Raw genomic sequence first — 25,555 nt, forward strand, 5'->3', positions numbered from 1 at the left:
GTTCCTGCGCAATATGTCGCAACGTGCGGCAGATATTCTGCGCGACGATCTATCCAACCGTGGCCCGGTTCGCTTGTCTCAGGTGGAAAACGAACAGAAAGCCATTCTGCTTATTGTTCGTCGTCTGGCAGAAACTGGCGAGATGGTGATTGGCACCAGCGAGGATACGTATGTCTAACGGGCTGCCATGGAAAATCTGGACGCCAGACGACCTGGCTCCGCCTTCGCAAAGCTTCGAGCCACTGTTTCCGTCTGACGCTGAACCAGAAGAAGGTGAACATCCGCAGGAAAGTGTCCCCGACTTGCAACAACAGCTTGCGCAAATGCAAATGCAGGCTCATGAACAAGGTTATCAGGCGGGCTACGCCGAAGGTCAAAAAGCTGGCGTGGAAGAAGGCCGCAAAATCGGCTTGCAGCAAGGTCTGGATCAAGGGCTTGCTGAGGCCAAACAGCAGCAAGCCCCGGTGCATGCGCGAATGCAGCAACTGGTTAGCGAATTCCAGTACACGCTCGATGCCCTCGATAGCGTGATCGCGTCGCGTTTGATGCAAATGGCGCTGGAAGCGGCACGCCAGGTGATTGGCGAAACCAAAGGCATTGATAACAACGCGTTGATTAAACAGATTCAGACCTTGCTGCAACAAGAACCCCTGTTCAGCGGCAAACCGCAACTGCGGGTGCACCCGGATGATTTAGGCCGCGTGGAAGAGATGTTGGGCGCCACACTGAGCCTGCATGGCTGGCGCTTACGCGGCGATCCGAGTCTGCATCAGGGCGGCTGCAAAGTCTCTGCCGACGAAGGCGATCTCGACGCCAGTGTTGCTACACGCTGGCAGGAACTCTGCCGCCTCGCAGCCCCTGGAGTATTGTGATGACTGCCCGGTTAACACGCTGGCTCACCTCTCTCGACACTTTCGAAGCGAAGATGTCGCAGTTACCGACGGTGCGCCGCTACGGTCGATTGACCCGTGCGACCGGTCTGGTGCTGGAAGCCACTGGCCTGCAATTGCCGCTGGGCGCGACCTGCATTATCGAGCAGCATTCCCGCGATATCGAATGTGAAGTGGTCGGTTTTAACGGCCAAAGATTGTTCCTGATGCCACTTGAAGAAGTTGAAGGCATTTTACCTGGCGCACGCGTTTATGCCCGTGCCACCAGCGAGGGCGGATTACACAGCGGCAAACAGTTACCCCTCGGCCCGGCCTTACTGGGCCGCGTGCTCGACGGCAGCGGGCGTCCGCTTGACAGCCTACCCGCGCCCGAAACCATCACCATGGGTGCGCTGGGTGCGGCACCGTTCAACCCGCTGCAACGAACCCCCATCGAACATGTTCTGGACGTCGGCGTGCGCCCGATCAACGCGCTGCTGACTGTGGGGCGTGGGCAGCGTATGGGCCTGTTCGCCGGTTCCGGCGTCGGGAAAAGCGTGTTGTTGGGCATGATGGCGCGCTATACCCAGGCCGATGTCATTGTGGTGGGCTTGATTGGCGAACGTGGCCGCGAAGTTAAAGATTTTATCGAGAACATTCTTGGCCCTGAAGGCCGTGCTCGCTCGGTAGTCATTGCCGCGCCTGCGGATGTTTCACCGTTATTACGTATGCAGGGTGCAGCCTACGCCACCCGTATTGCGGAAGATTTCCGCGATCGCGGTCAGCACGTGTTGCTGATTATGGACTCCCTCACCCGCTACGCGATGGCGCAGCGCGAAATCGCTCTCGCTATTGGTGAGCCTCCGGCAACCAAAGGTTATCCGCCTTCCGTGTTTGCCAAACTTCCGGCGCTGGTCGAGCGCGCGGGTAACGGCATTTCTGGCGGCGGTTCGATTACCGCGTTTTATACCGTTCTGACGGAAGGCGACGATCAGCAAGACCCGATTGCCGACTCGGCGCGTGCGATTCTCGATGGCCATATCGTTTTATCACGCCGTCTGGCGGAAGCAGGTCACTACCCGGCAATCGACATTGAAGCGTCAATCAGTCGCGCCATGACGTCATTGATTACCGATCAGCATTACGCGCGAGTCCGCCATTTCAAACAGTTGTTATCCAGTTTCCAGCGCAACCGCGATTTAGTCAGCGTTGGGGCGTATGCCAAAGGCAGCGATCCGCAGCTTGATAAAGCAATTGTGTTATGGCCGCAACTGGAAGCGTTTTTGCAGCAAGGGATTTTTGAGCGCAGCGGCTGGGAAGAGGCTTGTCAGTCATTAGAGATTATTTTCCCGACGGTTTGATGTGCAAAGGGTGGCGTATAATATTCCACCCTTAAGTTAAGGTCAGCACCAATAATAGCGTCCAAAATACAGCCAGCCTGTATATAACATTAATAGTATCAGCGTAAAAATGGTAAAGGATAACTTAGTGTACTCATGAAAGATGATATTCTTTACCAATCGAATAAATAACGGAAGCGATAATATACAAAATGAAACTATTGCGTACGTCACTCTTGCCTCAAAAGAATAATAAGGGACGCTGCAAATAGATTCTCCAGGCCGCAATAAACCCTCATACTTACTCGAAGCGGTAAACCCTAAGAAAATAGCACTTATCGCCACGTATAGCAGCGAGGTAATTAATTCGATTATAATATCTTTTTTCATATTACAACCCTAAAAGCCATTTGATATGTGGCCGTATTTGCAGCAATCTTAATCCATAAGAAATTAATTTATATTCATCTGACGGATATGTGGGGTTATCTGTTCTGGCCTTAATGAAGTCTTTGAGTTTTCTCTCCGTCCCACGGTTATATCTAACCCCAGCCATTAAATACTGCTCATCAGTTAGATACATCGTTGCACAATCTGGGTAGTCAAATAAGATCAAGTTCTGTAGATGCGTAGCCACTAAATTCAAATTAAAATCATCTTCCAGCAAACAATTTGATAATTCCAACTGGTCCCTTACAGTTAAGGTTTCAGGATCAAGACCCAAGGTATTGATTGCTACTCCTAGCTGCATTGCTACTGAACCAAAAGACGTCTTGAGTGGATGTTTACTCACATGGAAAGGCGACATCATCCTGCGAGTTTCAAACGTATATATTTTATATGACTCAGGTTTTCCACCGACCTCAATCCATGCGATACCGCCTAATAAATCGGGTGGAATTCCTTTCGCATCAGCGTGATTTATTATTTTGGTTCGATTATATTGAACATACGCATCTTTATACGCGTTTGAATAGTACTCACCATTTTTAGACCGCGCATCGTTGCATCGCAGTTTCCAATACAAAACATCAATCTCATCCCATTTTCTGAACTTCACTTTTGTGATATCACAGAATCTATTTTTGGCTATTATATTATCATTCATCTTAATAAGCCCTTTCATCCCAAATACTATAACCACAAGTACCCGCTGCATGATGTTTCCATGTAATATCCCGATATAGTACAGAGATCATTTCTTCAGGTTGTCTATCTGAATGATCAATAGAATGAGGATACACAATCGCTATTTTACTGAGTGTAGCTCGCCTGGCTTCAACGGTATAAAACAGTTCCTGCGTTCCAAAACGTGAAGTCCGATACATATCAAAAATAAGCTCTAATCTTTCATCAGAATCAAGTGCCATCGCTAATAATGGGGAAGATTTGTCTATTGGTTTAAAAAAGTTAATTGCATGATGATTAACTCTTTGTTCCCTGGTGATCAAATGATCCAGCTGTAACACGAGGATCTGGTCTCTATGGTTTGACTGGTATTTATTCCCCAATGAATCATAAGTTCCACATCCGGCAGAAATAGCCCCTTGGGACAAACCGGTAACCTTTACGTATATATTGTTCGCCATATCATTCACTCCGTGAATATCAATCAATTCAATGACATATAGACCACTATCCTACACCGATTAAATTCTGCACATAACTTATTGGAGACAAATTTTCCGATTCTGAACATGATATTCCAGCCTCCAGCCCAGTAGCTAAAGCGACAATTAGCCCTATTAAACTGACCTATTTCGCCCATCAAAACCCCCTCCCCCCTTCACAATAGAGGAGCTAGCGATTACGCGTCAGTAGCGTCTGGAGATCACTATGAACCAAAGCACAGCACTGAACACCCTTCATGATCTCGCCGAAAAAGAGGTCGAAGATGCGGCAGTACGCTTGGGGGAAATGCGCCGCGGCTGCCAGCAGGCAGAAGAACAGCTCAACATGCTGATTAACTATCAGTTTGAGTACAGTTCCAGTCTCAATGACAGCATGAGCCAGGGGATCGCCAGTAACCGTTGGCAGAATTATCAGCAGTTTATTCAAACCCTGGAAAAAGCTATCGACCAGCACCGCCAGCAGTTGATGCAGTGGAATAACAAGGTCAATCAGGCGTTGAACTTGTGGCAAGAGAAACAGAAAAGATTGCAGGCCTGGCGCACGTTGCAGGAGCGAAAAGCCGCTCAGGTGTTATTGGCTGAAAACAAACTCGACCAAAAACTGATGGATGAATATGCCCAGCGGGCAACACTGAGGAAACCAGAATAATGATGCAGCCCCTGATGATCACTTCTCCAGATGTCGCCACCTCTACAACGGCTCCGGGCGGCGTTACGGCAGGCGATAAAGGTTTCAGCGAAGATTTCCTGAGTTTGCTCGGCAAAGCCCTGCCTGGCGAACTTTCACTGGCAGACGGAAAAACCGTGTCGCTCGAAGCCGCGCTCAACAAAGCCACCGGCAAAGGCGCTCCAGCCGCCGATGAAAAAGCCACGCTCGCCTCGTTGTTAGATAACCTGGATACGCCTGAAGCATTATCGGCCCTGCTCGCCAACGTTAAGAAAACAGGTGTGGAAGATAAAACGGCGCAGGTCGATGCGCAAAGTGAACAGACGCACACCTTGAGCACTGCCGATATGCAGGCGTTGAGCGCCCTGTTCGCCATGCTCCCACAGCAAACACCCACCGCGAGCACACTGAATGTTCAGCCTGATGCGGATAGCGATGCCTCCGTTAGCCTGAATACGTTACTCGGCTCAAGTGGCATAAAAAATACCTTAACCAGTGATGCCCGCATGCCAGCAACCCCTGCCGATAAAGCTGTGACGCTTGATACCCCGGTGAGCACGAAAAGCGCTCCGTCGACCAACGAGCCACTTGTCGATGCGAAATCATTCCCCCTGAATAACGCGGAAAATAGCAGCCGCGACGCCGCTGCGAATAACACCAGCCCGGCCTCATCGACACTCGCAACGCCTGCGTTTAGCACTGCAACCATAGCGACGCCTGCCAGCACACAAATCGCAGTGCCTGTCGCGCCACAAATTAGCGCCCAACTCGGTAGCCAGGAGTGGCAGCAGGCCGTGAGCCAGCACATCACATTGTTTACCCGTCAGGGTCAGCAAAGTGCCGAGTTACGTCTGCATCCTGAGGACTTAGGCCAGATTCAAATCAGCATGAAACTGGATGATAACCAGGCACAGTTGCAGATGGTTTCAGCGCACAGCCATGTGCGTGCGGCGCTGGAAGCCACACTGCCTAACTTGCGTATTGCGCTGGCAGAAAGCGGGATTGAGCTTGGGCAGAGCAATATCAGCAGCGAGAGTTTTGCCGGGCAGCAGCAACAGCAATCGGGCCAGCAAAACCCTCAGACTCAACGCTCAGGAAACGCATTCCCGTCAATGGGTGATGCCGAATCACTGGCCGTTCCTGCCAGCGTGCAGCGTTTAGCCTCGGGAAATAACGCGGTGGATATTTTCGCCTGAGTTGCGTTCCCTAAGCTAAACGTCAGAGGTAGCAACAAAAATCCCCTGTTATCGGGCCTTTGAACGCCCGTCGACACAGGATAATCAACCGATACCCAAGCTACTTCAAGATGCAGGTAGGCGGCAATCGAATGAATCCCGATGAGCTTACTTGAGTAAGTGATTCGGGTGAATGACAGCAGCCAACACCCCTGCAACTTGAAGGGCGATGGGTATATATGCAGTACCGATACAGGAAAGATTCATTTTATGACTGACAACGCTTTGCCAAAAGGCCGCAAGCGCTCCATCTGGATGCCGTTACTGGTCCTGATTACCCTTGCCGCGTGTGCAACCGCCGGTTACAGCTACTGGCGTATGCAGCAACAGCCCGCGTCTGCTCAGGTGAAAGCGCCTGAACCCCCACCCGCTCCGGTGTTTTATGCGTTGGATACCTTCACCGTTAATCTCGGTGATGCTGACCGCGTGTTGTACATCGGCGTCACGTTGCGTCTGAAAGATGACGCGACGCGCCAGCGTCTGAGCGAATTCCTGCCAGAAGTCCGCAGCCGTTTGCTGCTGCTGTTTTCCCGTCAGGATGGTGCTGCCCTGGCAACCGACGAAGGCAAACAGAAGCTGGTTGAAGCTATCAAAAATACGCTCGCTCCACCGCTCGTCGCCGGGCAACCTCAGCAGGTAGTCAGCGACGTGCTGTATACCGCTTTCATTTTGCGATAATCCTATGGGCGATAGCATTCTTTCTCAGGCAGAAATTGACGCGCTATTAAATGGCGACAGTGATACTTCCGACGAACCCAAGACCAGTGTCGTTAACGAAACCGACATTCGTCCTTATGACCCCAATACCCAGCGTCGTGTGGTGCGTGAACGCCTACAGGCGCTGGAAATTATCAACGAGCGTTTTGCCCGTCAGTTCCGTATGGGGTTGTTTAACTTATTGCGCCGTAGCCCGGATATTACCGTCGGGGCGATCCGCATTCAGCCATACCACGAGTTTGCCCGTAACCTGCCGGTTCCTACCAACCTCAACCTGATGCACCTGAAACCGCTGCGCGGCACTGGCCTGTTCGTGTTTTCGCCAAGCCTGGTGTTTATCGCGGTGGACAACCTGTTTGGTGGCGACGGCCGATTCCCGACCAAAGTGGAAGGCCGGGAATTTACCCACACCGAACAGCGCGTGATTAATCGCATGTTGAAACTGGCGCTGGAATCTTACAGCGATGCCTGGAAAGCCATTTATCCACTGGAAGTGGAATATGTGCGTTCCGAAATGCAGGTCAAATTTACCAACATCACCACGTCGCCGAACGACATCGTGGTGAACACGCCGTTCCATGTGGAAATCGGCAACCTGACCGGCGAGTTTAATATCTGCCTGCCGTTTAGCATGATTGAACCGCTGCGTGAGCTGTTGGTGAACCCGCCGCTGGAAAACTCGCGTCAGGAAGACCAAAGCTGGCGCGATACGCTGGTGCGCCAGGTTCAGCATTCTGAGCTGGAGCTGATAGCCAACTTTGCCGACATTCCGCTGCGTCTGTCGCAAATTTTAAAATTGAAACCTGGTGACGTGCTGCCGATTGATAAACCGGACCGGATTCTGGCGCATGTAGACGGTGTTCCGGTGCTGACCAGTCAGTACGGTACGCTTAACGGCCAGTACGCTTTGCGCGTCGAACATTTGATCAACCCGATACTGAATTCGCTGAACGAGGAACAGCCCAAATGAGTGATATTAATCAACCGTCCGACGACAATGCAGGCTCCGTGGACGATCTGTGGGCTGATGCGCTAAACGAACAAAAAGTCTCAACCAACAAGAGCACCGCAGACAGCGTCTTCCGTGCACTTGAAGGTAATGACATTGCAGGCGCGATGCAGGACATCGACCTGATTATGGATATTCCCGTCAAGCTGACGGTTGAGCTGGGCCGCACGCGTATGACCATTAAAGAGCTGCTGCGTTTATCGCAAGGTTCAGTGGTGGCGCTTGACGGTTTAGCGGGCGAGCCGCTGGATATTCTGATCAACGGTTATCTGATTGCTCAGGGTGAAGTCGTGGTGGTGGCAGATAAATACGGTGTGCGTATCACCGATATCATTACGCCATCAGAACGTATGCGTCGTCTGAGCCGTTAATTCGATGAAAACCCAGGCATCAGTTCAACAAAATGTACAGCCGCAGACCGCTGCCAGCAACAGCTCTCCGCTGGTGCAAGTCAGCGGCGCGTTAACGGCAATTATCGTTTTTATTCTGCTCGCCGCCTGGGTGGCAAAGCGTTTTGGTTTTGCGCCGAAAACCGGCTCCAGCAAAGAGATGAAAGTGAGTGCCAGTTGCAGTGTGGGAGCGCGTGAGCGCGTGGTGATTGTCGATGTGCAGGATGCTCGCCTGGTGCTTGGGGTGACTGCCGGGCAAATCACCCATCTGCATACGCTACCCGCCGCAACGGTGAGCGAAACCGTTGCGCCTGCGCAATCTGCTGATTTCCGCGAATTAATGAAAAACAGTCTGATGAAAAGCATGCTCAAACGTAAAGGGAAAGATTGATGAAACGTTGGCTTCCCTTCTCGTTGCTTGGCTTACTGTTCTTGATGCCTGCCGCTTTTGCTCAACTTCCGGGTCTTATCAGCCAGCCGATGTCTAACGGCGGCCAGAGCTGGACGTTGCCGGTTCAGACATTAGTCTTTATTACTTCGCTGACGTTTTTACCGGCTATTTTGCTGATGATGACCAGCTTTACGCGCATCATTATCGTGTTTGGCCTCTTGCGCAGTGCGCTGGGTACGCCGTCCGCACCGCCAAACCAGGTGTTGCTTGGCCTTGCGCTGTTTTTGACCTTTTTCATTATGGCTCCGGTATTCGACAAAATTTATACCGATGCCTATCAGCCCTTTAGCGAAAATAAAATCCAGATGGATGAAGCCATTGAAAAAGGCTCTCAACCGCTGCGCGAATTCATGTTGCGTCAAACCCGTGAAGCGGATCTGGCGTTGTTTGCCCGTCTCGCCAATACGCCGCCGCTGGAAGGGCCAGAAGTTGTGCCGATGCGCATTTTGCTTCCGGCATACGTCACCAGCGAGTTGAAGACCGCTTTCCAGATTGGCTTTACAGTATTCATTCCGTTTTTGATCATCGACCTGGTCATTGCCAGCGTGCTGATGGCACTGGGGATGATGATGGTGCCACCGGCAACCATTGCCCTGCCCTTTAAATTAATGCTGTTTGTGTTGGTGGATGGCTGGCAGTTGCTGGTTGGATCACTGGCGCAAAGTTTCTACAGTTAGAGGGGAAAAAGATGACTCCTGAGTCGGTCATGATGATGGGCACCGAAGCCATGAAAGTGGCTCTGGCGCTCGCTGCTCCGCTGTTGATGGTGGCATTGGTGACGGGTTTGGTCATCAGTATGTTGCAGGCTGCCACGCAGATAAACGAAATGACGCTGTCGTTTATCCCAAAAATTCTGGCGGTGTTTGTCACTATTATCGTTGCAGGGCCGTGGATGCTTAATCTGCTGCTGGATTATATGCGCACGCTGCTAACGAATATTCCGATGAACATTGGATGATTCATATTGATAGCAGCCAGTGGCTCACTCTATTGAGCATGGGCTTCTGGCCTTTTCTGCGTATTCTGGCTTTAATTTCTACCGCTCCAATTTTAAGCGAGCGGGCTATCTCTAAAAAAGTCAAAATTGGCCTCGCACTAATGATTACCTGGCTTGTGGCTCCCACGCTTCCCGCAACAGACGTGACGATTTTCTCGGCAGCAGGCTTTTGGCTCGCCGCGCAGCAAATCCTGATTGGCATCGCGCTGGGCTTCACCATGCAGTTTGCTTTTGCTGCGGTACGTACCGCCGGTGAAATTATTGGTTTGCAAATGGGGCTGTCTTTCGCCACCTTCTTCGACCCCGGTAGTCGCCTGAATATGCCGGTACTCGCCCGTTTTATGGATATGCTGGCGATGCTGCTGTTTCTGGTGTTTAACGGCCATTTATGGCTGATTTCAATGCTGGTCGATACTTTTCACACCCTGCCGATTGGCGGCAATCCGATAAACAGCAATGCGTTTATGGCGCTGACGCGTGCCGGCGGTTTAATCTTCCTCAATGGGTTAATGCTGGCATTACCGCTGATTACTTTGCTGCTGACGCTCAACATTGCGCTCGGTTTGCTCAACCGCATGTCACCCCAGCTTTCGGTATTTGTGATCGGTTTCCCGCTGACGCTCGCCGTCGGTATGTTGGTGATGACAGCATTAATTCCTTTAATGGCTCCCTTCACCGAACACTTATTTAGCGAAGTCTTTAATTTACTCGCCGATATTGTGAGTGAAATTCCTGCAAATTAATCCCATACAGTTTGTGTCGCTTATTGAGGATATTCCTAAAAGCTTTGTTGTGCGACATCCACCAGGATATATCCGGCGCGGCTTATATGCATTTACTTATCTCACATAATCTAACATTCACTTTACTTTGAGAAGTTTCTTAGCAAATTATACATAACTTTACTGGATAGTTGTTATGCCTAAAAATACTTCGCGGGTAAAAAGGGGGGGGATGTTATGTCAACGATCATTATGGATTTATGCAGTTATACCCGGCTGGGATTAACGGGATATTTAACCAGCCGTGGCATCCGAAAACGACAGATGACCAACGTGGAGACTATTGATGAGCTGGCGCTGGCCTGCGAGTCTCAGACACCCAATGTGGTGTTTATTAATGAAGACTGTTTTATTCATGATGCTCAGAGCAGTGAACGAATTAAGCAGATCATTAATCAGCATCCCAGCACTTTATTTTTAGTCTTTATGGCAATTGCAAATATTCATTTCGATGAATATCTCTTAGTGCGTAGCAATTTACTGATCAGTTCTAAATCGATAAAACCAGAATCACTGGACGAAATACTTTCTGAATATTTAGCAAAAAATGCGCATTGCATCGGCCATATTAATTTACCCACGTTATCATTGAGTCGTACTGAGTCCAGTATGTTGAAAATGTGGATGTCCGGGCAAGGCACTATTCAAATATCTGACCAGATGAATATTAAAGCTAAAACGGTGTCTTCGCATAAAGGGAATATAAAACGAAAGATAAAGACGCATAACAAACAGGTGATTTATCACGTGGTGCGTCTGACTGATAATGTGACCAATGGTATTTTTGTGAACTTACGTTAAGCATTAAATTTAAGTCCCCTCACCCTCGCCCATATCTGGCGTAGGATGAGGGAGAATCATCAGGCCGTTTTTTCTACAAAAATGCCGTCCGGATGCCCTAATTCATTAAAGAACCAGATCCCCAACGGATACTCTTCGAGCGAGACCAGGTACATCGTCCCTTCGCTAAATTGCTCGACAGCTAACACCACGCCTGGCCGACGCGGACCACCATCGGTTTTTACTGTGACGCGATCGTTGATATTCATAACAAAAGTCCTCCGGTTTCTTTGCTGCCAGTTTAGAACAAAAACGACTCATTCGCATCGGATGATGTGCCGCCTTGAGCATTTTGTTAAACGACTATACTTGATAACGGGACTAACACTGGGTACTCCCTGGAGGACTAGGCATGAAGACCGCGAAAGATCTCAATGAAACCACGCGTATTGATGTTGATGCGCTATTAGCGGCCATCAATGAGATAAGCGAAAGCGAAGTGACACGTTCTGGCGATGACCCACAACGGGCAAGTATCGATGGACGCACATGGCACACCTACTCTGAACTGGCGGAAGCCTTTGAGTTGGATATTCATGATTTTAGTGTCAATGAAGTGAATCGTTAGAATTACCCAAAGTATGAAGGGTAAAAGAATCCCGGCAGTATTAATGCCGGGATGAAACTTGCGTTCGCAAGAAGCACTTGAAAAATTCGTTACACCAGGAAATCTGATGTGCGTTCACCTTACCTCAGATTTATTTCAAAACAATTAAATATTCACTCTATGAATATAAAGATTTTGAATAAGTGAAGACAAAAATCCCCGCGACGCCTTATGGTTCGTGGCTTGTCAGGGACTGGCTGCATACCCATTAATGATTATGAAATTATTTAATTGAGAGCATTCCTAACCGCAGGGATCTTAATTTTTGAATTTTAGGAGAAACGCTATGCCGCATTTGCATGATCCACTGTTAGTGATTTCAGATCTTGATGGGACATTGCTGGAACATCACTCCCACCGTTGGGAAGCAGCGAGTCAGTGGATCAGTGTATTGCGTCAACACGATATCCCGCTGGTTTTGTGCAGCACTAAAACTGCGGCTGAGATTATGGCCTGGCAGGACGAACTTTCTTTGACAGGACAAGCCTTTATTGCCGAGAACGGCGCCGTTATTCAACTGGATTCCCGCTGGAGCGATAACGATGACTACCCTCGCCTGCTCACCGGAATTAGCCACGAAGAACTGCTATCCGTCCTGGATAAACTACGCCAGAAATATGGCTTTAAATTTACCTGCTTCGCCGATGTTGATGAAAACACGCTTTGCGAACTAACAGGGCTGACGCGCAAACAGGCGAGCCTGGCGAAACTCAGCGAAGCCTCGGAGACATTAATCTGGCGTGATACCGAGGAAATGATGACGGCGTTTAGTGACCAACTTGCCACACTCGGTTTAATGCTGCTGCAAGGTGGGCGGTTCTGGCACGTGCTGGATATGCAAGCGGGCAAAGATAAAGCGATACATTGGCTGCAACAACAATTTCAGCAGCGCGAAGGTAGAACACGCATCACCATCGGGCTTGGCGACAGCCCGAGCGATGTATTATTGCTCGATGCTGTCGATTACGCGGTGATTGTCAAAGGCTATAGCCGCCAGGCCGTGACGTTGCAAAAGGATAATCCCCAGCGGGTTTACCGCAGCCAGCATTATGGCCCTGAAGGCTGGAAAGAAGGCCTGGACCACTTTATTGCCGCTAAATAATCGTGAAGATTAATCGGTATTACAGACCCGATTGCGCCCGTCTTGTTTAGCTTTATACAGACGATGATCGGCGTAAGATTGCAGGCGCTCAAAATCGTAATCATTAAATTCAAATGCGCTGCTGACGCCAAATGAAGCGCTGATCCGGACCGTGCTGCCTTGTTTTAACAGTAGCTCTTTGCTGTTGATGCGCACCCTGATGCGCTCGGCGACCTTTGTGGCCTCTTCAAGCGACGTGTCCGGCAGGACGATGCAGAACTCTTCCCCACCCACTCGCCCGGCGACATCGTCATGCCTGAAAGCGTCGCTCAACATGGCCGCCGCGTGCGCCAGAACTTTGTCACCACTACTGTGCCCGTAGCGGTCATTGATGCTTTTAAACAGGTCGAGATCCATCTGAATAACAGAGAACGGCTGCCCCTGTTGCTGACACTCTTGCGACAATTTACTTGCCACCTCGAAGAAAGCGCCACGGTTATATAAGCGCGTTAAGGTGTCGTAATTTGCCCGCCAGGTCAGGGTTTGTTGCAGGCTAAACATGTTGCTGACCAGGTGACGAATCACTACCCATGAAACGAACAGCATCAGTGTGGAAAGCAGCCACAACACACTCAGCACCACGCTGATGCGGCCAAACTCGCCCTGAACGCCCTCTTCCAGCGTGTGAACTTTTATCAACAGACCATCGTAATTGTTAAGTTTCGCCCAGGTGATAAAACGGCTATCCATACGCAATTCACCCTGCGCCCCCTGCTTTGCCGCCGTCACTACGCTGGCAATGCGTGCCAGTTGCGGCGCGGTAAACAATGGGTGTTTGGGCAAACTTTTTGCCGAAGTGGCGATAGGGTTTAGCTCGTTATCGTACAGAAGAACCGTGCCTTCATGTTGTTCATTATTGTGGGCCTGCCGCAGGAAGGTATGGAGCGAATCAATCGGGTAATCGAGTGCCAGGACACCATACCAACGGCCATTGTAATCCAGTGGAATGGCTGCCGTGATAATTTGCCCGGAAGACATATTAGGGTTGAAGGTGTGCGTCCATTTCAATTCACGCCTGGGGTTGTTTTCCGGGGATTGCGAGGAAAAATACGGCTGCGCGACCAGGCGATAGTACAACGCGACAATTTGCGGATCGTTCGACGGCGGCGTGCTGGTCAGGAAAAACCCGCTGCGCGAAGCATAGAACATTCGCTGCGGGAGCGTTTGCGTCTGGTGTGACAGGCGCATGATGTAGCTCAGTTCCAGAGCCGAGCTTAATTCCGTGTGAATCGTCTGCTCGTCACGATCAAGCAATGGACTATTATTCACAAATTCATCGGAAACACCGTTCATCGGCAGGCTACGGTTTAAATCGAGGCGCAATTGCCAGTAGGGCTGAGTGCGTAACGAATCAAAATCGGCGAGAGTTTTGCGGGTTTTATCAGTAGAAATGGGCGATTGCAGCGCGTAAAGCATACTGTTGCGATAAAACAGGAGATTGTCGATATTGTGCTGCAACTGTCTATCAAGCAACGTGGCGACGCTATCAAGGCTGTTGCGCTGATTGGCAACGTACGCCCCCTCAAGCACGACGGCTTCACGCCAGGTCAGTACCGTTGAAAATATAAACACCACGATAAAACAAAGGTTAACGACCTTCTGCGGATTTTTAAAGCGGCTTATCACGCGTTGAATTGCATTGCCAAACACTGACACACTCCCTGATACCGCTATCACCCAGAAGCCATTTACCCCAGCCCAATCCCTGATTTAGCCGACATGGACGGTTATTCAATCCAGAAATAATACATTAACACTCAGGATTATCGCTAAGGGTAAATATATTCATGGGAACTATATTACTATCAAAATGCACGGCCATCTGAAATAAAATCGCCCGGTCATTGACCGGGCGATTCAGGGTTATCCTTGCGGGCTGCCCCCTGTTACCAGTGGGGCAAGATCATCCTCTCGGAAAGCCTCACGCTGAACACCATATCCATCATACCAACGACACTCCACCATACCGCTGGAAAACCCGGTAACAATCATCCTTGGGCCACCATTCTTAGGTTGGACTTCATCGCTGACCACAAAGACCATAACCGCCTCCTGTATCAGGGTGAAAACTTCTACAGTTATAGACAAGGTCCTGGGGTTTTGCCTGGCGAAACAAGCAAATTTACGCAAATAGTTAGTGAACTGTGCTGCCGCGCAGACGCCCGATACCATTAACCACTGCCAGCACTATCGCGCCGATGATAAAACCAATCACCAGATTCGCCACGGTTGGCCCCAGTAAATGAACCGCGCCGCCCATCTGCCCGGTCCAGTTTTCAATGGCATGATGGAGAGCCGGAATACCGTGAACCAGAATGCCACCGCCGACTAAAAACATCGCCAGCGTGCCCACCACTGACAGGAATTTCATCAGCCAGGGCGCGAGCACTAATAATCCTTTACCGATTCCACGCGCGATAACCGAGGTTTTCTCTACCAGCCAGAAGCCCAGATCATCGAGTTTCACGATAATCCCCACGATGCCATACACGCCGACCGTGACCACAATCGCTATCCCGGACAACACCAGCACCTGATTGAGCAGCGGAGCCTGCGCCACGATGCCTAACGTGATGGCGATAATCTCAGCCGAAAGAATAAAGTCGGTGCGAATCGCGCCTTTTACTTTATCGCCTTCATAAACCATTGGGTCCTGAGCGGCTATCTCATCCAGGCGTTTCTGCCGTTCTTCAGGCGTTTCTTTATGTTTGCGCGCATGCAGAGTGTGCATCACCTTTTCAACGCCTTCATAACAAAGGAATGCGCCACCAATCATTAATAAAGGCGTGATAGCCCATGGCGCAAAGGCACTGATAATCAGAGCCAGAGGCACAAGGATCAGTTTGTTGAGAAACGACCCTTTCGCCACTCGCCAGACCACCGGGAGTTCCCGATTGGCTCTCACACCTGAAACTTGTTGCGCATTGAGCGATAAATCATCGCCCAATACCCCGGCGGTTTTCTTTGCCGCCAGTTTCCCCATCATTGAAATATCGTCCAGCAAGGTTGCGATATCATCCAGCAACGTCAATAAGCTACTTCCAGCCATTTAATGAACATCCTTTTTTGTTTGTCTGCCTGACAGTATGGAACAAAAATCGGCCTGGGAAAAACGATGCCATATGTCAATAAAAATTAACATTCCAGAAACAAGTAAAATGCTCGCCAGAAAGATAGTTTTGACGTTAACTATTAGCATTATTGCTAATAGATTGAGAGGAAACATGCGCGTTCGCTCGGGTCAGCTATTGCCGCTGGTTGCTGCATTATTTGCATTGTATATCATCTGGGGTTCCACCTATTTTGCCATCGCCGTCGGCGTGAAAAGCTGGCCGCCGTTTATGATGGCGGGGGTGCGATTTATGGTCGCCGGGGTGTTGCTGATGAGCGTTTTGTTATTACGTGGACACAAATTACCTGCCCTGCGCCCCATGCTTAACGCCGCATTGATTGGCGTGTTGCTGCTGGCAGTCGGGAATGGTTTTGTGACCGTCGCAGAGCACCAGCATGTACCTTCCGGCATTGCGGCCGTGATGGTCGCCACGGTTCCCCTCTTCACCTTGTGCTTTAGTCGTCTGTTCGGCATTCAAACCCGTAAACTGGAATGGCTGGGCATCGCCATTGGCCTCGGTGGCATCGTGCTGCTCAACAGCGGCGGAAACCTGAGCGGCAATCCGTGGGGTGCGCTGTTGATTCTGATTGGCTCACTGAGCTGGGCGTTCGGTTCGGTATACGGTTCGCGCATTGAATTGCCAACGGGTTTGATGGCCGGTGCGGTGGAAATGCTCGCTGCTGGCATTGTGCTGCTGGCTGCTTCTGCGCTAACCGGGGAACACCTGACCGCCATGCCGACACCGGCTGGTTTTATGGCCGTGGCTTATCTCTCTTTATTCGGTTCGATCATTGCCATCAGCGCTTATATGTATCTGATTCGTAATGTGGCACCTGTGGTGGCAACCAGCTACGCCTACGTCAACCCGGTGGTTGCGGTATTGCTGGGAACCGGATTTGCCGGGGAAAGTTTGTCACCTGTCGAATGGCTGGCGCTTGGGGTGATTATTTTTGCCGTTGTGCTGGTCACGCTGGGGAAATATCTGTTGCCCCCAAAGCCGGTAGTGACGCCGTGTGAGGCAGAGAAGTAATCAGCTTTCGGGTGGCGCTTGCCACCCATTTTCATTTATCGACCGGATCCCCTGACTATCAATTTGCGCATAATTTCCGCCGCCGCAAATCCACTCTTCTAAGCGTTCAGCCAAAGCGCTATCGCTGAGTTTTTCTCGCCCACGCAGGCCGCATTCCCACACCAGCAAGACTCGCCAGCCTTCACTTAATAAACGCTGGAGATCGCGTTTATCACGCTCGACATTTTTGCCGATTTTTTCCAGCCAGAACTCGGTACGCGTGGCAGGAACCTTGAAGAGATAACAGTGATGATGGTGCCAGAAACAGCCGTGAGCGAAGATAACGCAGTGGTGTTCATCAATGACAAAATCGGGCCGCCCTGCCAGGGTTGCATCCTGGACACGAAAGGAAAACCCGCACTCCGTTAATAAGCCCGCGAGTCGCTTTTCAATGGCCGTGTCGCGAGTCGCAATGGCACGCATATTTTTGCTGCGCACGGCTTTACTGTGTACATCGACCATTAACTCCCTCCAATAAAATATCGATCAGTCGCAGGAAAACTAATTATGTATTTTTTTGGCTATTAGTCAAAACTACTGTTTCTTCTAACATACTGTATCAATTAGTAATGCCTTATTAATTAGCCATTGCGCATTTGCACTTGTAATAATTTCAACTTTTCTCAGCGAATGTAAAATGGCACTCTATATTCAGAAAGCTTTATTATGCAGCAGATAAATTTCAATTGTTAACATCAATGACATTAATTTGTGAACATGTAAAAACCCCGTCATCATTGATGCCTGTTTAAGAAAAAAATGAAAAAACATCAAATATTATTTATTCCAGTATTACTGCTGAGTGGCATATTCAATAGTTACGCCGTTAAAGCGGAAAATAATATCACCCAGAATTACGTCTCAAGTTGGAAGGCGGTATCGAAGGGTGAATCTGTGACGTCTTTGCAAAGCTCGAATCTCGGTTCCGAGGTGGTTAAAAGTTGCAAAACCGTTGCACCAAAGCAGTTTCGGGGCGAAATCCTCCGTCATTGGTCACATATGACCGGGACGAAAGTCACCGAAACAGCCTTTCTGTCTGAGGATTTGCAACTATTTGACCGACTGGCTGCCATCTCCTGCCTCGAAGGCGCTGACTATGAGCGCAAAGGTAATAGCGACCAGTTAGTTAAGGCACTGAGTGCACAATTATTGGACATGGACGCGAAAGACGATAGTGACGCTTATGCGCAAATCAAAACGATGGAATTCCAGACCGGAATTATGACTGCGCGTTATGGTATCAGCATTGAGAAAAATAGTTTAAAGCGTGGAAATTGAGATTAATGGGTCGAGTTGGCGTTAGCCCTACACGCCCCATTAATTAATCACAAAACTGGTTAACGCTTTTTAGCGGCAAGTTTAATTGTGGGCTCCAGTAATTTGGCAACGGCCGCAAATGCAGGCACCACCACTGAATTACCAAACTGCCGATAAGCCTGCGTATCGGATACCGGTATACGGAAGGCATTCCCCTGCACCGCTTCAAAACCCATTAAGCGCGCGCATTCACGCGGCGTTAAACGGCGCGGACGACGCAATTGGTTATCGGCATTATCAAAATCTTCTTCCCCGAGTGATTTATCCCAGCCACGGTCGATGAGAATTTCAGCGCCGTCTTTATAATATCGGGCGGACAAAGTGCGCGCGACACTCGCCGGATTAGTCGGGTCTACCAGACCGTAGCCAAAACCATTGCCCTTCGCCTGGTGTTTTTTGGCGTAATAATAAAGATACTTCCACAGCGTCGGGGTCAGAATGTATTTTGCGTCAACGGTCGGGTCCAGTAATTCACCAAACGTCGGGCGGCGTTGCGGATACAATTCATTGATCTTCGTGAGTGTGAATTCTTTATGCAGATTGAGATCGCGACGGAAGCCCACCAGCACAATGCGCTCACGATGCTGCGGCAGGAAATTTTTACCGTCGATAATCTTTGGATCACCCGCGCCCATTATCGCGGAATCGGAGACCTCATAACCGAGGCTGTCGAGCGTTTCCATAATGATGCGGAAGGTATTGCCTTTGTCGTGGCTTTTTAAATTTTTAACGTTCTCCAGGACAAAAATAGCCGGGCGTTTTGCATCAATAATGCGAGCGACATCGAAAAACAAAGTACCTTGCGTTTCACAGGCAAAACCATGTGCGCGGCCTAAAGCATTTTTCTTAGACACCCCGGCCAGTGAAAATGGCTGGCATGGGAATCCTGCCAGCAGGACATCGTGGTCCGGCATGGTTGACTGAATATGCGCGGCGGCTTGTTCATCGCTGACATCGTCACGATTGCTAAGTGTGACATCGCGGATATCCTGGTTAAATTGATGGCTTTCCGGGTTGCAATACCAGTTAGCTTTATAGGTACGCACCGCATGTTTGTTCCATTCGCTGGTAAACACGCATTGCCCGCCAATCGCTTCAAAACCGCTGCGAATCCCGCCAATTCCGGCAAACAAATCCACGAATTTAAACGCATATTTCCCGTGATGAGCGGGCGGCGGCGGCAACATATTTTGCAGCATTTGATTTTCAGCGGCGGTCAGCACACGCGGCGATGATTTTCGATTAACCCAGCGGTTGAGGGATTCACGAGTCCAGTCACCGCTGACCTGACGCAAATGATGCGCCACGGTTTTCTGGTCATAAATTTCAAGAATGCGGGACACTAACGCGGAGTCTTCTTCCAGTTGCTGTTGTTGCTGGCGCAGAGATTGTTGTGAGAGTTGTTCGGCAATCGCGTCGAAGTCGTTCATCATGAACCATATTCGGGAAAAGAGAGTGTCACTCTATCACTGATTTGACCCAGAGAGAATGAGAGCGGCCCGCCAGTATCACGGGCATCCCTTTTGTTTTAATTCGACGCTTTTATGAGGAATGTTTTTGGGATGAAAATTGCTGCATGACTTCTTGCTCTATACCGCAGTAATCACCTTTCAGTTCGGCACACAACTTAGCCATGTAACTCACTAAAAAATCGGCGTTATAACGGGCAAGCTCTCGCCCAGCTTCGGTTTGCATAGTCTCTGGTAATTTCAGGAGCTTTTTCTGGAAATGATCCAGGGCGTATGTGGCATCATCAAGCTCACGCCGAATAGCCAGCGGGTCTTCGCTATCAAAGAGAGGCCGCCCGAGTGCGCCAGAGGTGTAGAAAACGCGTGCCAGGCCAATCGCCCCTAATGACTCAAGGCGGTCTGCATCCTGCACGATTTTTGCTTCAAGTGTTTGAGGGGCAATTCCGGCGCTGAAACTATGTGCACGCACAGCGTGGGCTACCGCATCATATAAATGGTGTGGGAAATCGGGAAATGTGGTGTCCAGAATGCGTAGTGTCTCTTGCGCAGCCTGGGTAGAAGCAAGATGTCGTTCCGGATGATTCTTTGGCAAATTGACGATGTCATGGAAATAGCAGGCGGTTAGTACAACTAATCGATCCGCTTCTGTCGTAGCCATGATCTGTTGTGACGTTTTCCATACGCGACGAAAATGAGCCACGTCATGGGCTTTATCGTCCTGCAACCAGTTGTGTTGCAAATACTCTTCAAAACGCGCTTGCCAGTGGGCTATCGGCATACGTACTCCTTACTTCGCAGCTGGACCCGGTACTTAATATGAGTACAGGATCACAAAATTAGCAAGTTCCACGCCGACAACAATCCACTTTGGCACGATTTATTTACCGGGCGCGCGTATACCAGGCAAGCCAGCCTAATAGCGCCGCCACCGAACCAAGAACCAAAAGTCCCATCAAAGCACCGAGTAGTTTTCCGCCGAGCGAGCCCATATCGCCGTCGGTGACATCACTGACTATCCAAAAATATCGTAACACTGACCAAACCGTATACAGGCAGAACCCATAGAACAACCACAGCGCCAATTTACCACCCGGTGTACGGGTTGGTTTCGCATCCATAACGTCTGACATAACTCTCCCAATTGTTGAGCTTTTATTCTTCGATGGGGTCCCATCTTCCTGATGTGATTTTTATCACATTTTTGCCGTTTCTTGACAGTCCCGGGCCCTCTTTTTTATTAGGAATTATCTCAAAACATGTAACATATAATGTTGATTATCATGAAGTTAACAATAAAACCACATCTGGTTATTATTCAGGCGCCAATTTAATTAATATTTAATAGATAATAAATAAACCATAAAGCATCACTTAAATATTAAAATGAAAAACAAATCCCTGATAAAAAATAAATCACCCACCGCAACGATGTAACTTTTAAAATAAATAATATTTTTATATTCATACCACTGCACCCATGCATAAAAAATATCAGACGCATCTTAAAATAAGATTTAATTGTTATATTTCAATAACATAAACAAAACCAATCAGGAAACATTTTGTCTTATTTCAAATAACACAGTTACATGTTTAATTTTAAATAAATGGAACTATCTGTAATAAGATTATTGCGGTTATTGAGGGCGTTAAATAACTCATCATTCATAATAATTATGATTTAAAGGAATAGATAAATGAAAAGAACAGCACTGGCATTAGTGATCCCCGCTTTATTGGCAATGGGCGCTGCAAACGCTGCAGAAATTTATAATAAAGATGGCAATAAGCTGGATTTGTACGGCAAGGTTGATGCACGTCATGTGTTCTCTGACGACGCAGGTCAGGATGGTGATGACACTTATATTCGTGTTGGTTTTAAAGGTGAAACTCAGATTAACTCTGAACTGACAGGTTACGGTCAGTGGGAATATAACATTCAGGCAGATAGCACTGAAGGCGACAGCCAATCATGGACGCGTCTTGGCTTTGCAGGTTTGAAATTTGGTGACTATGGTTCATTCGATTATGGTCGTAACTACGGCGTAGTTTACGACATTGAAGCCTGGACCGATATGCTGCCAGTGTTCGGTGGCGATTCTTATACCTACACTGATAACTTCATGACCGGCCGTGGCAATGGCATGGCGACTTACCGTAATAATGACTTTTTCGGTCTGGTTGATGGCCTGAACTTTGCTGTGCAATATCAGGGAGCGAATGAAGGCTCTAACGGTGCATTTGATCAGGAAGGCACTAACAACGGCCACAATACCATCAATTCACAAAATGGTGATGGCTGGGGCTTGTCCACCACTTATGATTTCGGCATGGGCTTCAGTGCGGGCGCAGCATATGCTTCTTCTGATCGTACCAACGAGCAACAAACAGGTTCACTTGCAGGCGGTGAAGATGCAGATGTTTGGACTGTTGGCCTGAAATATGACGCCAACGATATTTATCTGGCAACCATGTATTCAGAAACACGTAACATGACTCCGTTTGGTGATGTCGATGGATTTATCGCCAACAAAACCCAAAACTTTGAAGTCACTGCGCAATACCAGTTCGATTTCGGTTTGCGTCCAGAAATCTCTTACCTGCAGTCCAAAGGTAAAGATTTGATGGGTGACGTTTATAACAACAGCGACTGGAACGATAAAGACCTGGTCAAATATGTTTCTGTTGGTGCGAACTACTACTTCAACAAAAACTTCTCCACCTATGTTGATTACAAAATCAACCTGCTGGATGGTGATGATGACTTCTACACCGCAACGGGTATCTCTACCGATGACGTGGTTGGCGTAGGCATGGTTTACCAGTTCTAATCTCGATCAATACGGTTGCTTGTTAATTCCTAAGCCTGCGTAAGCAGGCTTTTTTGCTTTCAGCCCACCACATAAACACCGATTTATCTCATAACAAAAACATATATTCCCCATCAAACTATTCTCAAATGAAATAATTTACCTCTCTCGCATCAACCTGTGACTCGCGTCGTTGAACGAAAAACCAGTAAGTGGTTGAATAATGTCACAGAGAAAGCGCGATAATCCGCTTCTCAGGCGGTCCTGTTCTGGTCGCTGCCATGTGCCACATTAGTGCGGCACTTTCACAGTCACGGTATAGTAGTTTTCCGTTCAAGAGATGACTTTGCGAGCGAGTAACATGATTAAGTGGCCCTGGAAATCAAGTGATTCATCCGCTGTCACGGCATTGCCGTGGGAGCAGGCATTAGCTATTCCAGTTCTGGCAACGCTCACCCATGCCGAGCAAGAAAAGCTGGTTCGTCTGGCCGATCGTTTTTTGCAGCAAAAACGCCTGGTGCCTTTGCAGGGTTTTGAGCTTGATGAGCTGAAAAGCGCGCGTATCGCACTTCTGTTCTGTCTGCCCATACTTGAACTGGGTATTGAGTGGCTGGACGGTTTTCACGAAATCCTCATCTACCCTGCCCCATTTGTTGTCGACGATGAATGGGAAGATGACATTGGCCTGGTGCATAACCAGCGCGTTGTGCAATCCGGGCAAAGCTGGCAGCAAGGCCCGATTGTCCTGAACTGGCTGGATGTTCAGGACTCTTTTGACGCCTCTGGTTTTAACCTGGTGTTCCATGAAGTGGCTCATAAACTGGATATGCGCAATGGCGACCGCGCCAGCGGTATTCCGTTGATAGCGTTACGCGAGGTCGCAGGCTGGGAACACGATCTCCATGCTGCCATGAGCAATATTCAGGATGAGATTGACATGGTGGGTGAAAACGCCGCCAGCATTGATGCCTATGCGGCGTCTGAACCGGCTGAGTGTTTTGCCGTGCTTTCAGAGTATTTTTTCAGTGCGCCTGAGCTATTCGCACCACGCTTCCCAGCGCTTTATCAACGGTTTTGCCAGTTTTATGGTCAGAACCCGTTGTTACGCTTGCGTGAGAGTGAAAATGCAGCAGCATCCAGTGGAAATACGGTGCATTAATTCGACAATCTGGATTTAATTTAATCATTTGAATCAATGCGTTATTTTTGTCGTTGACTCTTTTTGAACGTCACGATACTATTTGCCTCGTTCAAACGATTCCTCTGTAGTTCAGTCGGTAGAACGGCGGACTGTTAATCCGTATGTCACTGGTTCGAGTCCAGTCAGAGGAGCCATATTCTTGTTTTCATGCATCCCTGCGAATCCTTATCTGATATTGATTCAAAGAGTTAGCGTGAAAAACCTTCCCGATGCATATCTATTTATCTGCATGCATCGGAAGAATTTGGTGGTCAGATTTGGGGTCAATCCGGTTCGATTATGGAGTGACCACCACATGTCCTTAAATGATTCAAAAATCCGTAACTTAAAACCCTCTTCCCGTCCTATAAAACTCTCCGATTCTCATGGCTTATATCTGCTTGTTAATCCCGGCGGTTCACGTATCTGGTATCTTAAATATCGCTTCGGTGGTAAAGAATCCAGAGTCAGCCTGGGTGCATATCCGCTGGTTTCTCTTTCTGAGGCGCGGCAACGGCGCGATATCTTCCGCAAACAACTGGCGCAGAATATCAACCCCGCGCAACAGCGAATTGCCGAAAAAGCAGCCGGTTCCCCCGATAAATGCTTTAAGGCCGTGGCGCAGGCATGGCATAAGACCAACAAAAAATGGTCGGCTGATTATGCCGCACGTATCCTCGCCAGTATGGAAAATCATATCTTTCCGGCGATTGGTCATCTGCCCGTCACCACGCTGAAAACGCAGCATTTCACGGCGTTACTGAAAGTTATCGAGGAAAAAGGCTTTCTCGAAGTCGCGTCCCGAACCCGGCAACAGCTTTGCAACATCATGCGTTATGCCGTACAGCAGGAACTGACCGAAAACAATCCGGCCCTGCATCTGGAAGGCGTCACAGCTCCGCCAGTCAAAAATCACTATCCCGCTTTACCACTGGAGCGACTGCCTGAACTGCTTAATCGTATCGATGGCTACCAACAGGGGCGGCAGTTAACAAGACTGGCGGTAACACTCACTCTTCATCTGTTTATCCGTTCCAGCGAACTGCGCTTTGCCCGCTGGAACGAAATTGATTTCAGACACAAAATATGGACTATTCCCGCCACCCGCGAGGCAATAGATAAAGTGCGTTTTTCCGGACGTGGGGCAAAAATGCGCACCCCGCATATTGTGCCGCTTTCGCAACTGGCCATCGCTATACTGAAACAGATACAGGAAATATCCGGTCATCTGGATCTGGTGTTTCCCGGCGATCATAACCTGTATAAACCGATGAGTGAAAACACCACCAACCGGGCGCTGCGGTTAATGGGTTATGACACTAAAACCGATGTCTGTGGTCATGGATTCAGGGCAATGGCCTGTAGCGCACTGGTGGAATCTGAACTCTGGTCACGGGATGCCGTGGAGAGACAAATGAGTCATCAGGAGCGTAACAGCGTCAGGGCCGCCTATGTTCACCGGGCTGAACATCTTGATGCCCGTAAGGCTATATGATGCAGTGGTGGTCGGATTATCTGGATGTAAGCCGTGAGGGGTACGTTGCGCCCTATATTTATGCGCGGCAGCATAAGGCAGCATGATCCTGTCGTGATATTATTCGTTAGTAATGAAAAAGCAGATCCTGACTGACCCGGCTCTGCTTTTTTGCATTGAAAGGAATTACCTTCATTTTTTCTGCTATTAATCGGAAAGCATACAAAATTATTCCGGGGTGAATAATTTTGGGTGAAAACCTATCGATAATTCAGAGATCAATAGGCAAGTCCCTGAAATTATTTGAGGGCAAATATTTTTAGCCGACTATCTATCAATATCGGGAGTTTTGACGGTAAAACCTTACAACCAGACATTTTCTCTGAAAGAAGAAATCTGCACCAGAGGTTGATTTTCCGGCGATACATAATTGCACCAGACCTCATTTT

General features: G+C 48.9%; 30 protein-coding genes, 1 tRNA gene and 1 pseudogene. 21 read left to right on the plus strand and 11 right to left on the minus strand.

Features of this window, described 5'->3' with window-relative positions; all coding sequences use genetic code 11:
- The 3 genes from GBAG_RS12055 to fliI all read left to right on the plus strand — a co-directional run.
- A partial coding sequence (locus GBAG_RS12055) for a FliG C-terminal domain-containing protein (RefSeq protein WP_034496340.1) occupies positions 1 to 178 on the plus strand: 178 nt, incomplete at its 5' end.
- Complete coding sequence (gene fliH, locus GBAG_RS12060) at positions 171 to 872, plus strand: flagellar assembly protein FliH (RefSeq protein ID WP_034496342.1); 702 nt, start codon at positions 171 to 173, stop codon at positions 870 to 872. The genes GBAG_RS12055 and fliH, both read left to right, overlap by 8 nt.
- A complete protein-coding gene (gene fliI / locus GBAG_RS12065) occupies positions 872 to 2,230 on the plus strand; it encodes a flagellar protein export ATPase FliI (RefSeq protein ID WP_034496345.1) in 1,359 nt (452 codons plus the stop codon). Before fliH ends, fliI begins: the two co-directional genes overlap by 1 nt.
- A gap of 42 nt (positions 2,231 to 2,272) precedes the next feature.
- Here fliI and GBAG_RS23250 read toward each other — a convergent pair whose 3' ends face one another.
- From GBAG_RS23250 to GBAG_RS23110, 3 genes are read right to left on the minus strand one after another with little or no spacing between them, the layout of a single operon-like run.
- Entirely contained in the window at positions 2,273 to 2,599 is a 327-nt protein-coding gene (locus tag GBAG_RS23250; protein ID WP_156104881.1) for a DUF2645 family protein, read from the minus strand.
- 1 nt (position 2,600) lies between these two features.
- Positions 2,601 to 3,317, minus strand: coding sequence for a hypothetical protein (locus tag GBAG_RS23105; protein ID WP_034496385.1), 717 nt, complete (start codon positions 3,315 to 3,317; stop codon positions 2,601 to 2,603).
- A gap of 1 nt (position 3,318) precedes the next feature.
- Complete coding sequence (locus GBAG_RS23110; protein ID WP_072011175.1) at positions 3,319 to 3,798, minus strand: Hcp family type VI secretion system effector; 480 nt, start codon at positions 3,796 to 3,798, stop codon at positions 3,319 to 3,321.
- 247 nt (positions 3,799 to 4,045) lie between these two features.
- Here GBAG_RS23110 and fliJ point away from each other — a divergent pair, with 247 nt between their 5' ends.
- From fliJ to rcsA, 10 genes are all read left to right on the plus strand, one after another.
- The gene (gene fliJ, locus GBAG_RS12075; RefSeq protein WP_034496348.1) at positions 4,046 to 4,489 is read left to right on the plus strand and encodes a flagellar export protein FliJ; all 444 of its coding nucleotides are present in this window, start codon (positions 4,046 to 4,048) and stop codon (positions 4,487 to 4,489) included.
- Positions 4,489 to 5,703: a flagellar hook-length control protein FliK gene (locus GBAG_RS12080; RefSeq protein ID WP_246864875.1), complete on the plus strand. Its 1,215-nt coding sequence runs from the start codon at positions 4,489 to 4,491 to the stop codon at positions 5,701 to 5,703. The genes fliJ and GBAG_RS12080 overlap by 1 nt, the downstream gene beginning before the upstream one ends.
- A gap of 249 nt (positions 5,704 to 5,952) precedes the next feature.
- Positions 5,953 to 6,420 carry a flagellar basal body-associated protein FliL gene (gene fliL, locus GBAG_RS12085; RefSeq protein WP_034496350.1) on the plus strand — a complete coding sequence of 156 codons (468 nt, stop codon included), beginning with the start codon at positions 5,953 to 5,955 and terminating at the stop codon, positions 6,418 to 6,420.
- 4 nt (positions 6,421 to 6,424) lie between these two features.
- Positions 6,425 to 7,429 carry a flagellar motor switch protein FliM gene (gene fliM, locus GBAG_RS12090; protein WP_034496352.1) on the plus strand — a complete coding sequence of 335 codons (1,005 nt, stop codon included), beginning with the start codon at positions 6,425 to 6,427 and terminating at the stop codon, positions 7,427 to 7,429.
- Positions 7,426 to 7,839, plus strand: a complete 414-nt coding sequence (fliN, locus tag GBAG_RS12095; RefSeq protein ID WP_034496354.1) for a flagellar motor switch protein FliN — start codon at positions 7,426 to 7,428, stop codon at positions 7,837 to 7,839. Before fliM ends, fliN begins: the two co-directional genes overlap by 4 nt.
- A 4-nt stretch (positions 7,840 to 7,843) precedes the next feature.
- On the plus strand, positions 7,844 to 8,248 hold the full coding sequence (gene fliO / locus GBAG_RS12100) for a flagellar biosynthetic protein FliO (protein ID WP_034496356.1): 405 nt from the start codon (positions 7,844 to 7,846) through the stop codon (positions 8,246 to 8,248).
- Positions 8,248 to 8,985: a flagellar type III secretion system pore protein FliP gene (fliP, locus tag GBAG_RS12105; protein WP_034496358.1), complete on the plus strand. Its 738-nt coding sequence runs from the start codon at positions 8,248 to 8,250 to the stop codon at positions 8,983 to 8,985. The genes fliO and fliP overlap by 1 nt, the downstream gene beginning before the upstream one ends.
- 11 nt (positions 8,986 to 8,996) lie before the next feature.
- On the plus strand, positions 8,997 to 9,266 hold the full coding sequence (gene fliQ, locus GBAG_RS12110; protein ID WP_034458225.1) for a flagellar biosynthesis protein FliQ: 270 nt from the start codon (positions 8,997 to 8,999) through the stop codon (positions 9,264 to 9,266).
- Complete coding sequence (gene fliR / locus GBAG_RS12115; RefSeq protein WP_034496361.1) at positions 9,263 to 10,048, plus strand: flagellar biosynthetic protein FliR; 786 nt, start codon at positions 9,263 to 9,265, stop codon at positions 10,046 to 10,048. The genes fliQ and fliR overlap by 4 nt, the downstream gene beginning before the upstream one ends.
- Positions 10,049 to 10,264: 216 nt before the next feature.
- Positions 10,265 to 10,888: a transcriptional regulator RcsA gene (gene rcsA / locus GBAG_RS12120; RefSeq protein ID WP_034496363.1), complete on the plus strand. Its 624-nt coding sequence runs from the start codon at positions 10,265 to 10,267 to the stop codon at positions 10,886 to 10,888.
- A 59-nt stretch (positions 10,889 to 10,947) separates the two neighbouring features.
- Here rcsA and dsrB read toward each other — a convergent pair whose 3' ends face one another.
- Positions 10,948 to 11,136, minus strand: coding sequence for a protein DsrB (dsrB, locus tag GBAG_RS12125; RefSeq protein ID WP_034496365.1), 189 nt, complete (start codon positions 11,134 to 11,136; stop codon positions 10,948 to 10,950).
- Between the two features lie 143 nt (positions 11,137 to 11,279).
- Here dsrB and yodD point away from each other — a divergent pair, with 143 nt between their 5' ends.
- Together yodD and GBAG_RS12135 are read left to right on the plus strand one after the other, a co-directional pair.
- A complete protein-coding gene (yodD, locus tag GBAG_RS12130) occupies positions 11,280 to 11,495 on the plus strand; it encodes a YodD family peroxide/acid resistance protein (RefSeq protein ID WP_034496366.1) in 216 nt (71 codons plus the stop codon).
- 325 nt (positions 11,496 to 11,820) lie between these two features.
- Positions 11,821 to 12,636: a mannosyl-3-phosphoglycerate phosphatase-related protein gene (locus tag GBAG_RS12135; RefSeq protein WP_034496368.1), complete on the plus strand. Its 816-nt coding sequence runs from the start codon at positions 11,821 to 11,823 to the stop codon at positions 12,634 to 12,636.
- Positions 12,637 to 12,645: 9 nt separating this feature from the next.
- Here GBAG_RS12135 and dgcQ read toward each other — a convergent pair whose 3' ends face one another.
- The 3 genes from dgcQ to GBAG_RS12150 all read right to left on the minus strand — a co-directional run bounded on the left by dgcQ (position 12,646) and on the right by GBAG_RS12150 (position 15,724).
- A complete protein-coding gene (gene dgcQ, locus GBAG_RS12140) occupies positions 12,646 to 14,325 on the minus strand; it encodes a cellulose biosynthesis regulator diguanylate cyclase DgcQ (protein WP_034496370.1) in 1,680 nt (559 codons plus the stop codon).
- 213 nt (positions 14,326 to 14,538) lie between these two features.
- Positions 14,539 to 14,718, minus strand: coding sequence for a YodC family protein (locus GBAG_RS12145; protein ID WP_034496372.1), 180 nt, complete (start codon positions 14,716 to 14,718; stop codon positions 14,539 to 14,541).
- 91 nt (positions 14,719 to 14,809) lie between these two features.
- On the minus strand, positions 14,810 to 15,724 hold the full coding sequence (locus GBAG_RS12150) for a DUF808 domain-containing protein (protein ID WP_034496373.1): 915 nt from the start codon (positions 15,722 to 15,724) through the stop codon (positions 14,810 to 14,812).
- Positions 15,725 to 15,899: 175 nt separating this feature from the next.
- Between GBAG_RS12150 and yedA the strand changes: the two genes are divergently transcribed.
- The gene (yedA, locus tag GBAG_RS12155) at positions 15,900 to 16,817 is read left to right on the plus strand and encodes a drug/metabolite exporter YedA (RefSeq protein WP_034496375.1); all 918 of its coding nucleotides are present in this window, start codon (positions 15,900 to 15,902) and stop codon (positions 16,815 to 16,817) included.
- Here yedA and GBAG_RS12160 read toward each other — a convergent pair whose 3' ends face one another.
- Positions 16,818 to 17,318 (minus strand): very short patch repair endonuclease, encoded by a 501-nt coding sequence (locus tag GBAG_RS12160; protein WP_034496377.1) that lies wholly within the window; start codon positions 17,316 to 17,318, stop codon positions 16,818 to 16,820.
- A gap of 297 nt (positions 17,319 to 17,615) precedes the next feature.
- Between GBAG_RS12160 and GBAG_RS12165 the strand changes: the two genes are divergently transcribed.
- Entirely contained in the window at positions 17,616 to 18,134 is a 519-nt protein-coding gene (locus GBAG_RS12165; RefSeq protein WP_034496379.1) for a hypothetical protein, read from the plus strand.
- A 59-nt stretch (positions 18,135 to 18,193) separates the two neighbouring features.
- Here GBAG_RS12165 and GBAG_RS12170 read toward each other — a convergent pair whose 3' ends face one another.
- The 3 genes from GBAG_RS12170 to drpB form a co-directional block, all read right to left on the minus strand.
- Complete coding sequence (locus GBAG_RS12170; RefSeq protein ID WP_034496387.1) at positions 18,194 to 19,603, minus strand: DNA cytosine methyltransferase; 1,410 nt, start codon at positions 19,601 to 19,603, stop codon at positions 18,194 to 18,196.
- A gap of 112 nt (positions 19,604 to 19,715) precedes the next feature.
- On the minus strand, positions 19,716 to 20,420 hold the full coding sequence (locus GBAG_RS12175; RefSeq protein ID WP_034496381.1) for a phosphohydrolase: 705 nt from the start codon (positions 20,418 to 20,420) through the stop codon (positions 19,716 to 19,718).
- A gap of 103 nt (positions 20,421 to 20,523) precedes the next feature.
- On the minus strand, positions 20,524 to 20,760 hold the full coding sequence (gene drpB, locus GBAG_RS12180; protein ID WP_034496388.1) for a cell division protein DrpB: 237 nt from the start codon (positions 20,758 to 20,760) through the stop codon (positions 20,524 to 20,526).
- 579 nt (positions 20,761 to 21,339) lie between these two features.
- Here drpB and ompC point away from each other — a divergent pair.
- From ompC to GBAG_RS12200, 4 genes and pseudogenes are all read left to right on the plus strand, one after another.
- Positions 21,340 to 22,473, plus strand: a complete 1,134-nt coding sequence (ompC, locus tag GBAG_RS12185; RefSeq protein WP_034496383.1) for a porin OmpC — start codon at positions 21,340 to 21,342, stop codon at positions 22,471 to 22,473.
- Positions 22,474 to 22,813: 340 nt separating this feature from the next.
- A complete protein-coding gene (gene mtfA, locus GBAG_RS12190; RefSeq protein WP_034496384.1) occupies positions 22,814 to 23,611 on the plus strand; it encodes a DgsA anti-repressor MtfA in 798 nt (265 codons plus the stop codon).
- 100 nt (positions 23,612 to 23,711) lie between these two features.
- Positions 23,712 to 23,787 (plus strand) — tRNA-Asn (locus GBAG_RS12195).
- A gap of 161 nt (positions 23,788 to 23,948) precedes the next feature.
- Positions 23,949 to 25,213 (plus strand): annotated as a pseudogene (locus GBAG_RS12200) (tyrosine-type recombinase/integrase).
- The last annotated feature ends 342 nt before the right edge of the window (positions 25,214 to 25,555 follow it).

Origin of the sequence: Buttiauxella agrestis ATCC 33320, from assembly GCF_000735355.1 — a bacterium.
In the GTDB taxonomy this organism is placed as follows: domain Bacteria; phylum Pseudomonadota; class Gammaproteobacteria; order Enterobacterales; family Enterobacteriaceae; genus Buttiauxella; species Buttiauxella agrestis.

What these genes read in the sequence shown, in the direction of transcription:
- dsrB (WP_034496365.1), bottom strand. Translation starts at nt 11,136, where the DNA reads ATGAATATCAACGATCGCGTCACAGTAAAAACCGATGGTGGTCCGCGT.
- fliJ (WP_034496348.1), top strand. Translation starts at nt 4,046, where the DNA reads ATGAACCAAAGCACAGCACTGAACACCCTTCATGATCTCGCCGAAAAA.
- fliN (WP_034496354.1), top strand. Translation starts at nt 7,426, where the DNA reads ATGAGTGATATTAATCAACCGTCCGACGACAATGCAGGCTCCGTGGAC.
- rcsA (WP_034496363.1), top strand. Translation starts at nt 10,265, where the DNA reads ATGTCAACGATCATTATGGATTTATGCAGTTATACCCGGCTGGGATTA.
- fliL (WP_034496350.1), top strand. Translation starts at nt 5,953, where the DNA reads ATGACTGACAACGCTTTGCCAAAAGGCCGCAAGCGCTCCATCTGGATG.
- fliM (WP_034496352.1), top strand. Translation starts at nt 6,425, where the DNA reads ATGGGCGATAGCATTCTTTCTCAGGCAGAAATTGACGCGCTATTAAAT.
- yodD (WP_034496366.1), top strand. Translation starts at nt 11,280, where the DNA reads ATGAAGACCGCGAAAGATCTCAATGAAACCACGCGTATTGATGTTGAT.
- yedA (WP_034496375.1), top strand. Translation starts at nt 15,900, where the DNA reads ATGCGCGTTCGCTCGGGTCAGCTATTGCCGCTGGTTGCTGCATTATTT.
- drpB (WP_034496388.1), bottom strand. Translation starts at nt 20,760, where the DNA reads ATGGATGCGAAACCAACCCGTACACCGGGTGGTAAATTGGCGCTGTGG.
- GBAG_RS23105 (WP_034496385.1), bottom strand. Translation starts at nt 3,317, where the DNA reads ATGAATGATAATATAATAGCCAAAAATAGATTCTGTGATATCACAAAA.
- GBAG_RS12165 (WP_034496379.1), top strand. Translation starts at nt 17,616, where the DNA reads ATGAAAAAACATCAAATATTATTTATTCCAGTATTACTGCTGAGTGGC.
- mtfA (WP_034496384.1), top strand. Translation starts at nt 22,814, where the DNA reads ATGATTAAGTGGCCCTGGAAATCAAGTGATTCATCCGCTGTCACGGCA.
- fliP (WP_034496358.1), top strand. Translation starts at nt 8,248, where the DNA reads ATGAAACGTTGGCTTCCCTTCTCGTTGCTTGGCTTACTGTTCTTGATG.
- fliH (WP_034496342.1), top strand. Translation starts at nt 171, where the DNA reads ATGTCTAACGGGCTGCCATGGAAAATCTGGACGCCAGACGACCTGGCT.
- GBAG_RS12080 (WP_246864875.1), top strand. Translation starts at nt 4,489, where the DNA reads ATGATGCAGCCCCTGATGATCACTTCTCCAGATGTCGCCACCTCTACA.
- fliQ (WP_034458225.1), top strand. Translation starts at nt 8,997, where the DNA reads ATGACTCCTGAGTCGGTCATGATGATGGGCACCGAAGCCATGAAAGTG.
- fliI (WP_034496345.1), top strand. Translation starts at nt 872, where the DNA reads ATGACTGCCCGGTTAACACGCTGGCTCACCTCTCTCGACACTTTCGAA.
- GBAG_RS23250 (WP_156104881.1), bottom strand. Translation starts at nt 2,599, where the DNA reads ATGAAAAAAGATATTATAATCGAATTAATTACCTCGCTGCTATACGTG.
- GBAG_RS12150 (WP_034496373.1), bottom strand. Translation starts at nt 15,724, where the DNA reads ATGGCTGGAAGTAGCTTATTGACGTTGCTGGATGATATCGCAACCTTG.
- fliR (WP_034496361.1), top strand. Translation starts at nt 9,263, where the DNA reads ATGATTCATATTGATAGCAGCCAGTGGCTCACTCTATTGAGCATGGGC.
- GBAG_RS23110 (WP_072011175.1), bottom strand. Translation starts at nt 3,798, where the DNA reads ATGGCGAACAATATATACGTAAAGGTTACCGGTTTGTCCCAAGGGGCT.
- ompC (WP_034496383.1), top strand. Translation starts at nt 21,340, where the DNA reads ATGAAAAGAACAGCACTGGCATTAGTGATCCCCGCTTTATTGGCAATG.
- GBAG_RS12145 (WP_034496372.1), bottom strand. Translation starts at nt 14,718, where the DNA reads ATGGTCTTTGTGGTCAGCGATGAAGTCCAACCTAAGAATGGTGGCCCA.
- fliO (WP_034496356.1), top strand. Translation starts at nt 7,844, where the DNA reads ATGAAAACCCAGGCATCAGTTCAACAAAATGTACAGCCGCAGACCGCT.
- GBAG_RS12170 (WP_034496387.1), bottom strand. Translation starts at nt 19,603, where the DNA reads ATGAACGACTTCGACGCGATTGCCGAACAACTCTCACAACAATCTCTG.
- GBAG_RS12135 (WP_034496368.1), top strand. Translation starts at nt 11,821, where the DNA reads ATGCCGCATTTGCATGATCCACTGTTAGTGATTTCAGATCTTGATGGG.
- GBAG_RS12160 (WP_034496377.1), bottom strand. Translation starts at nt 17,318, where the DNA reads ATGGTCGATGTACACAGTAAAGCCGTGCGCAGCAAAAATATGCGTGCC.
- GBAG_RS12175 (WP_034496381.1), bottom strand. Translation starts at nt 20,420, where the DNA reads ATGCCGATAGCCCACTGGCAAGCGCGTTTTGAAGAGTATTTGCAACAC.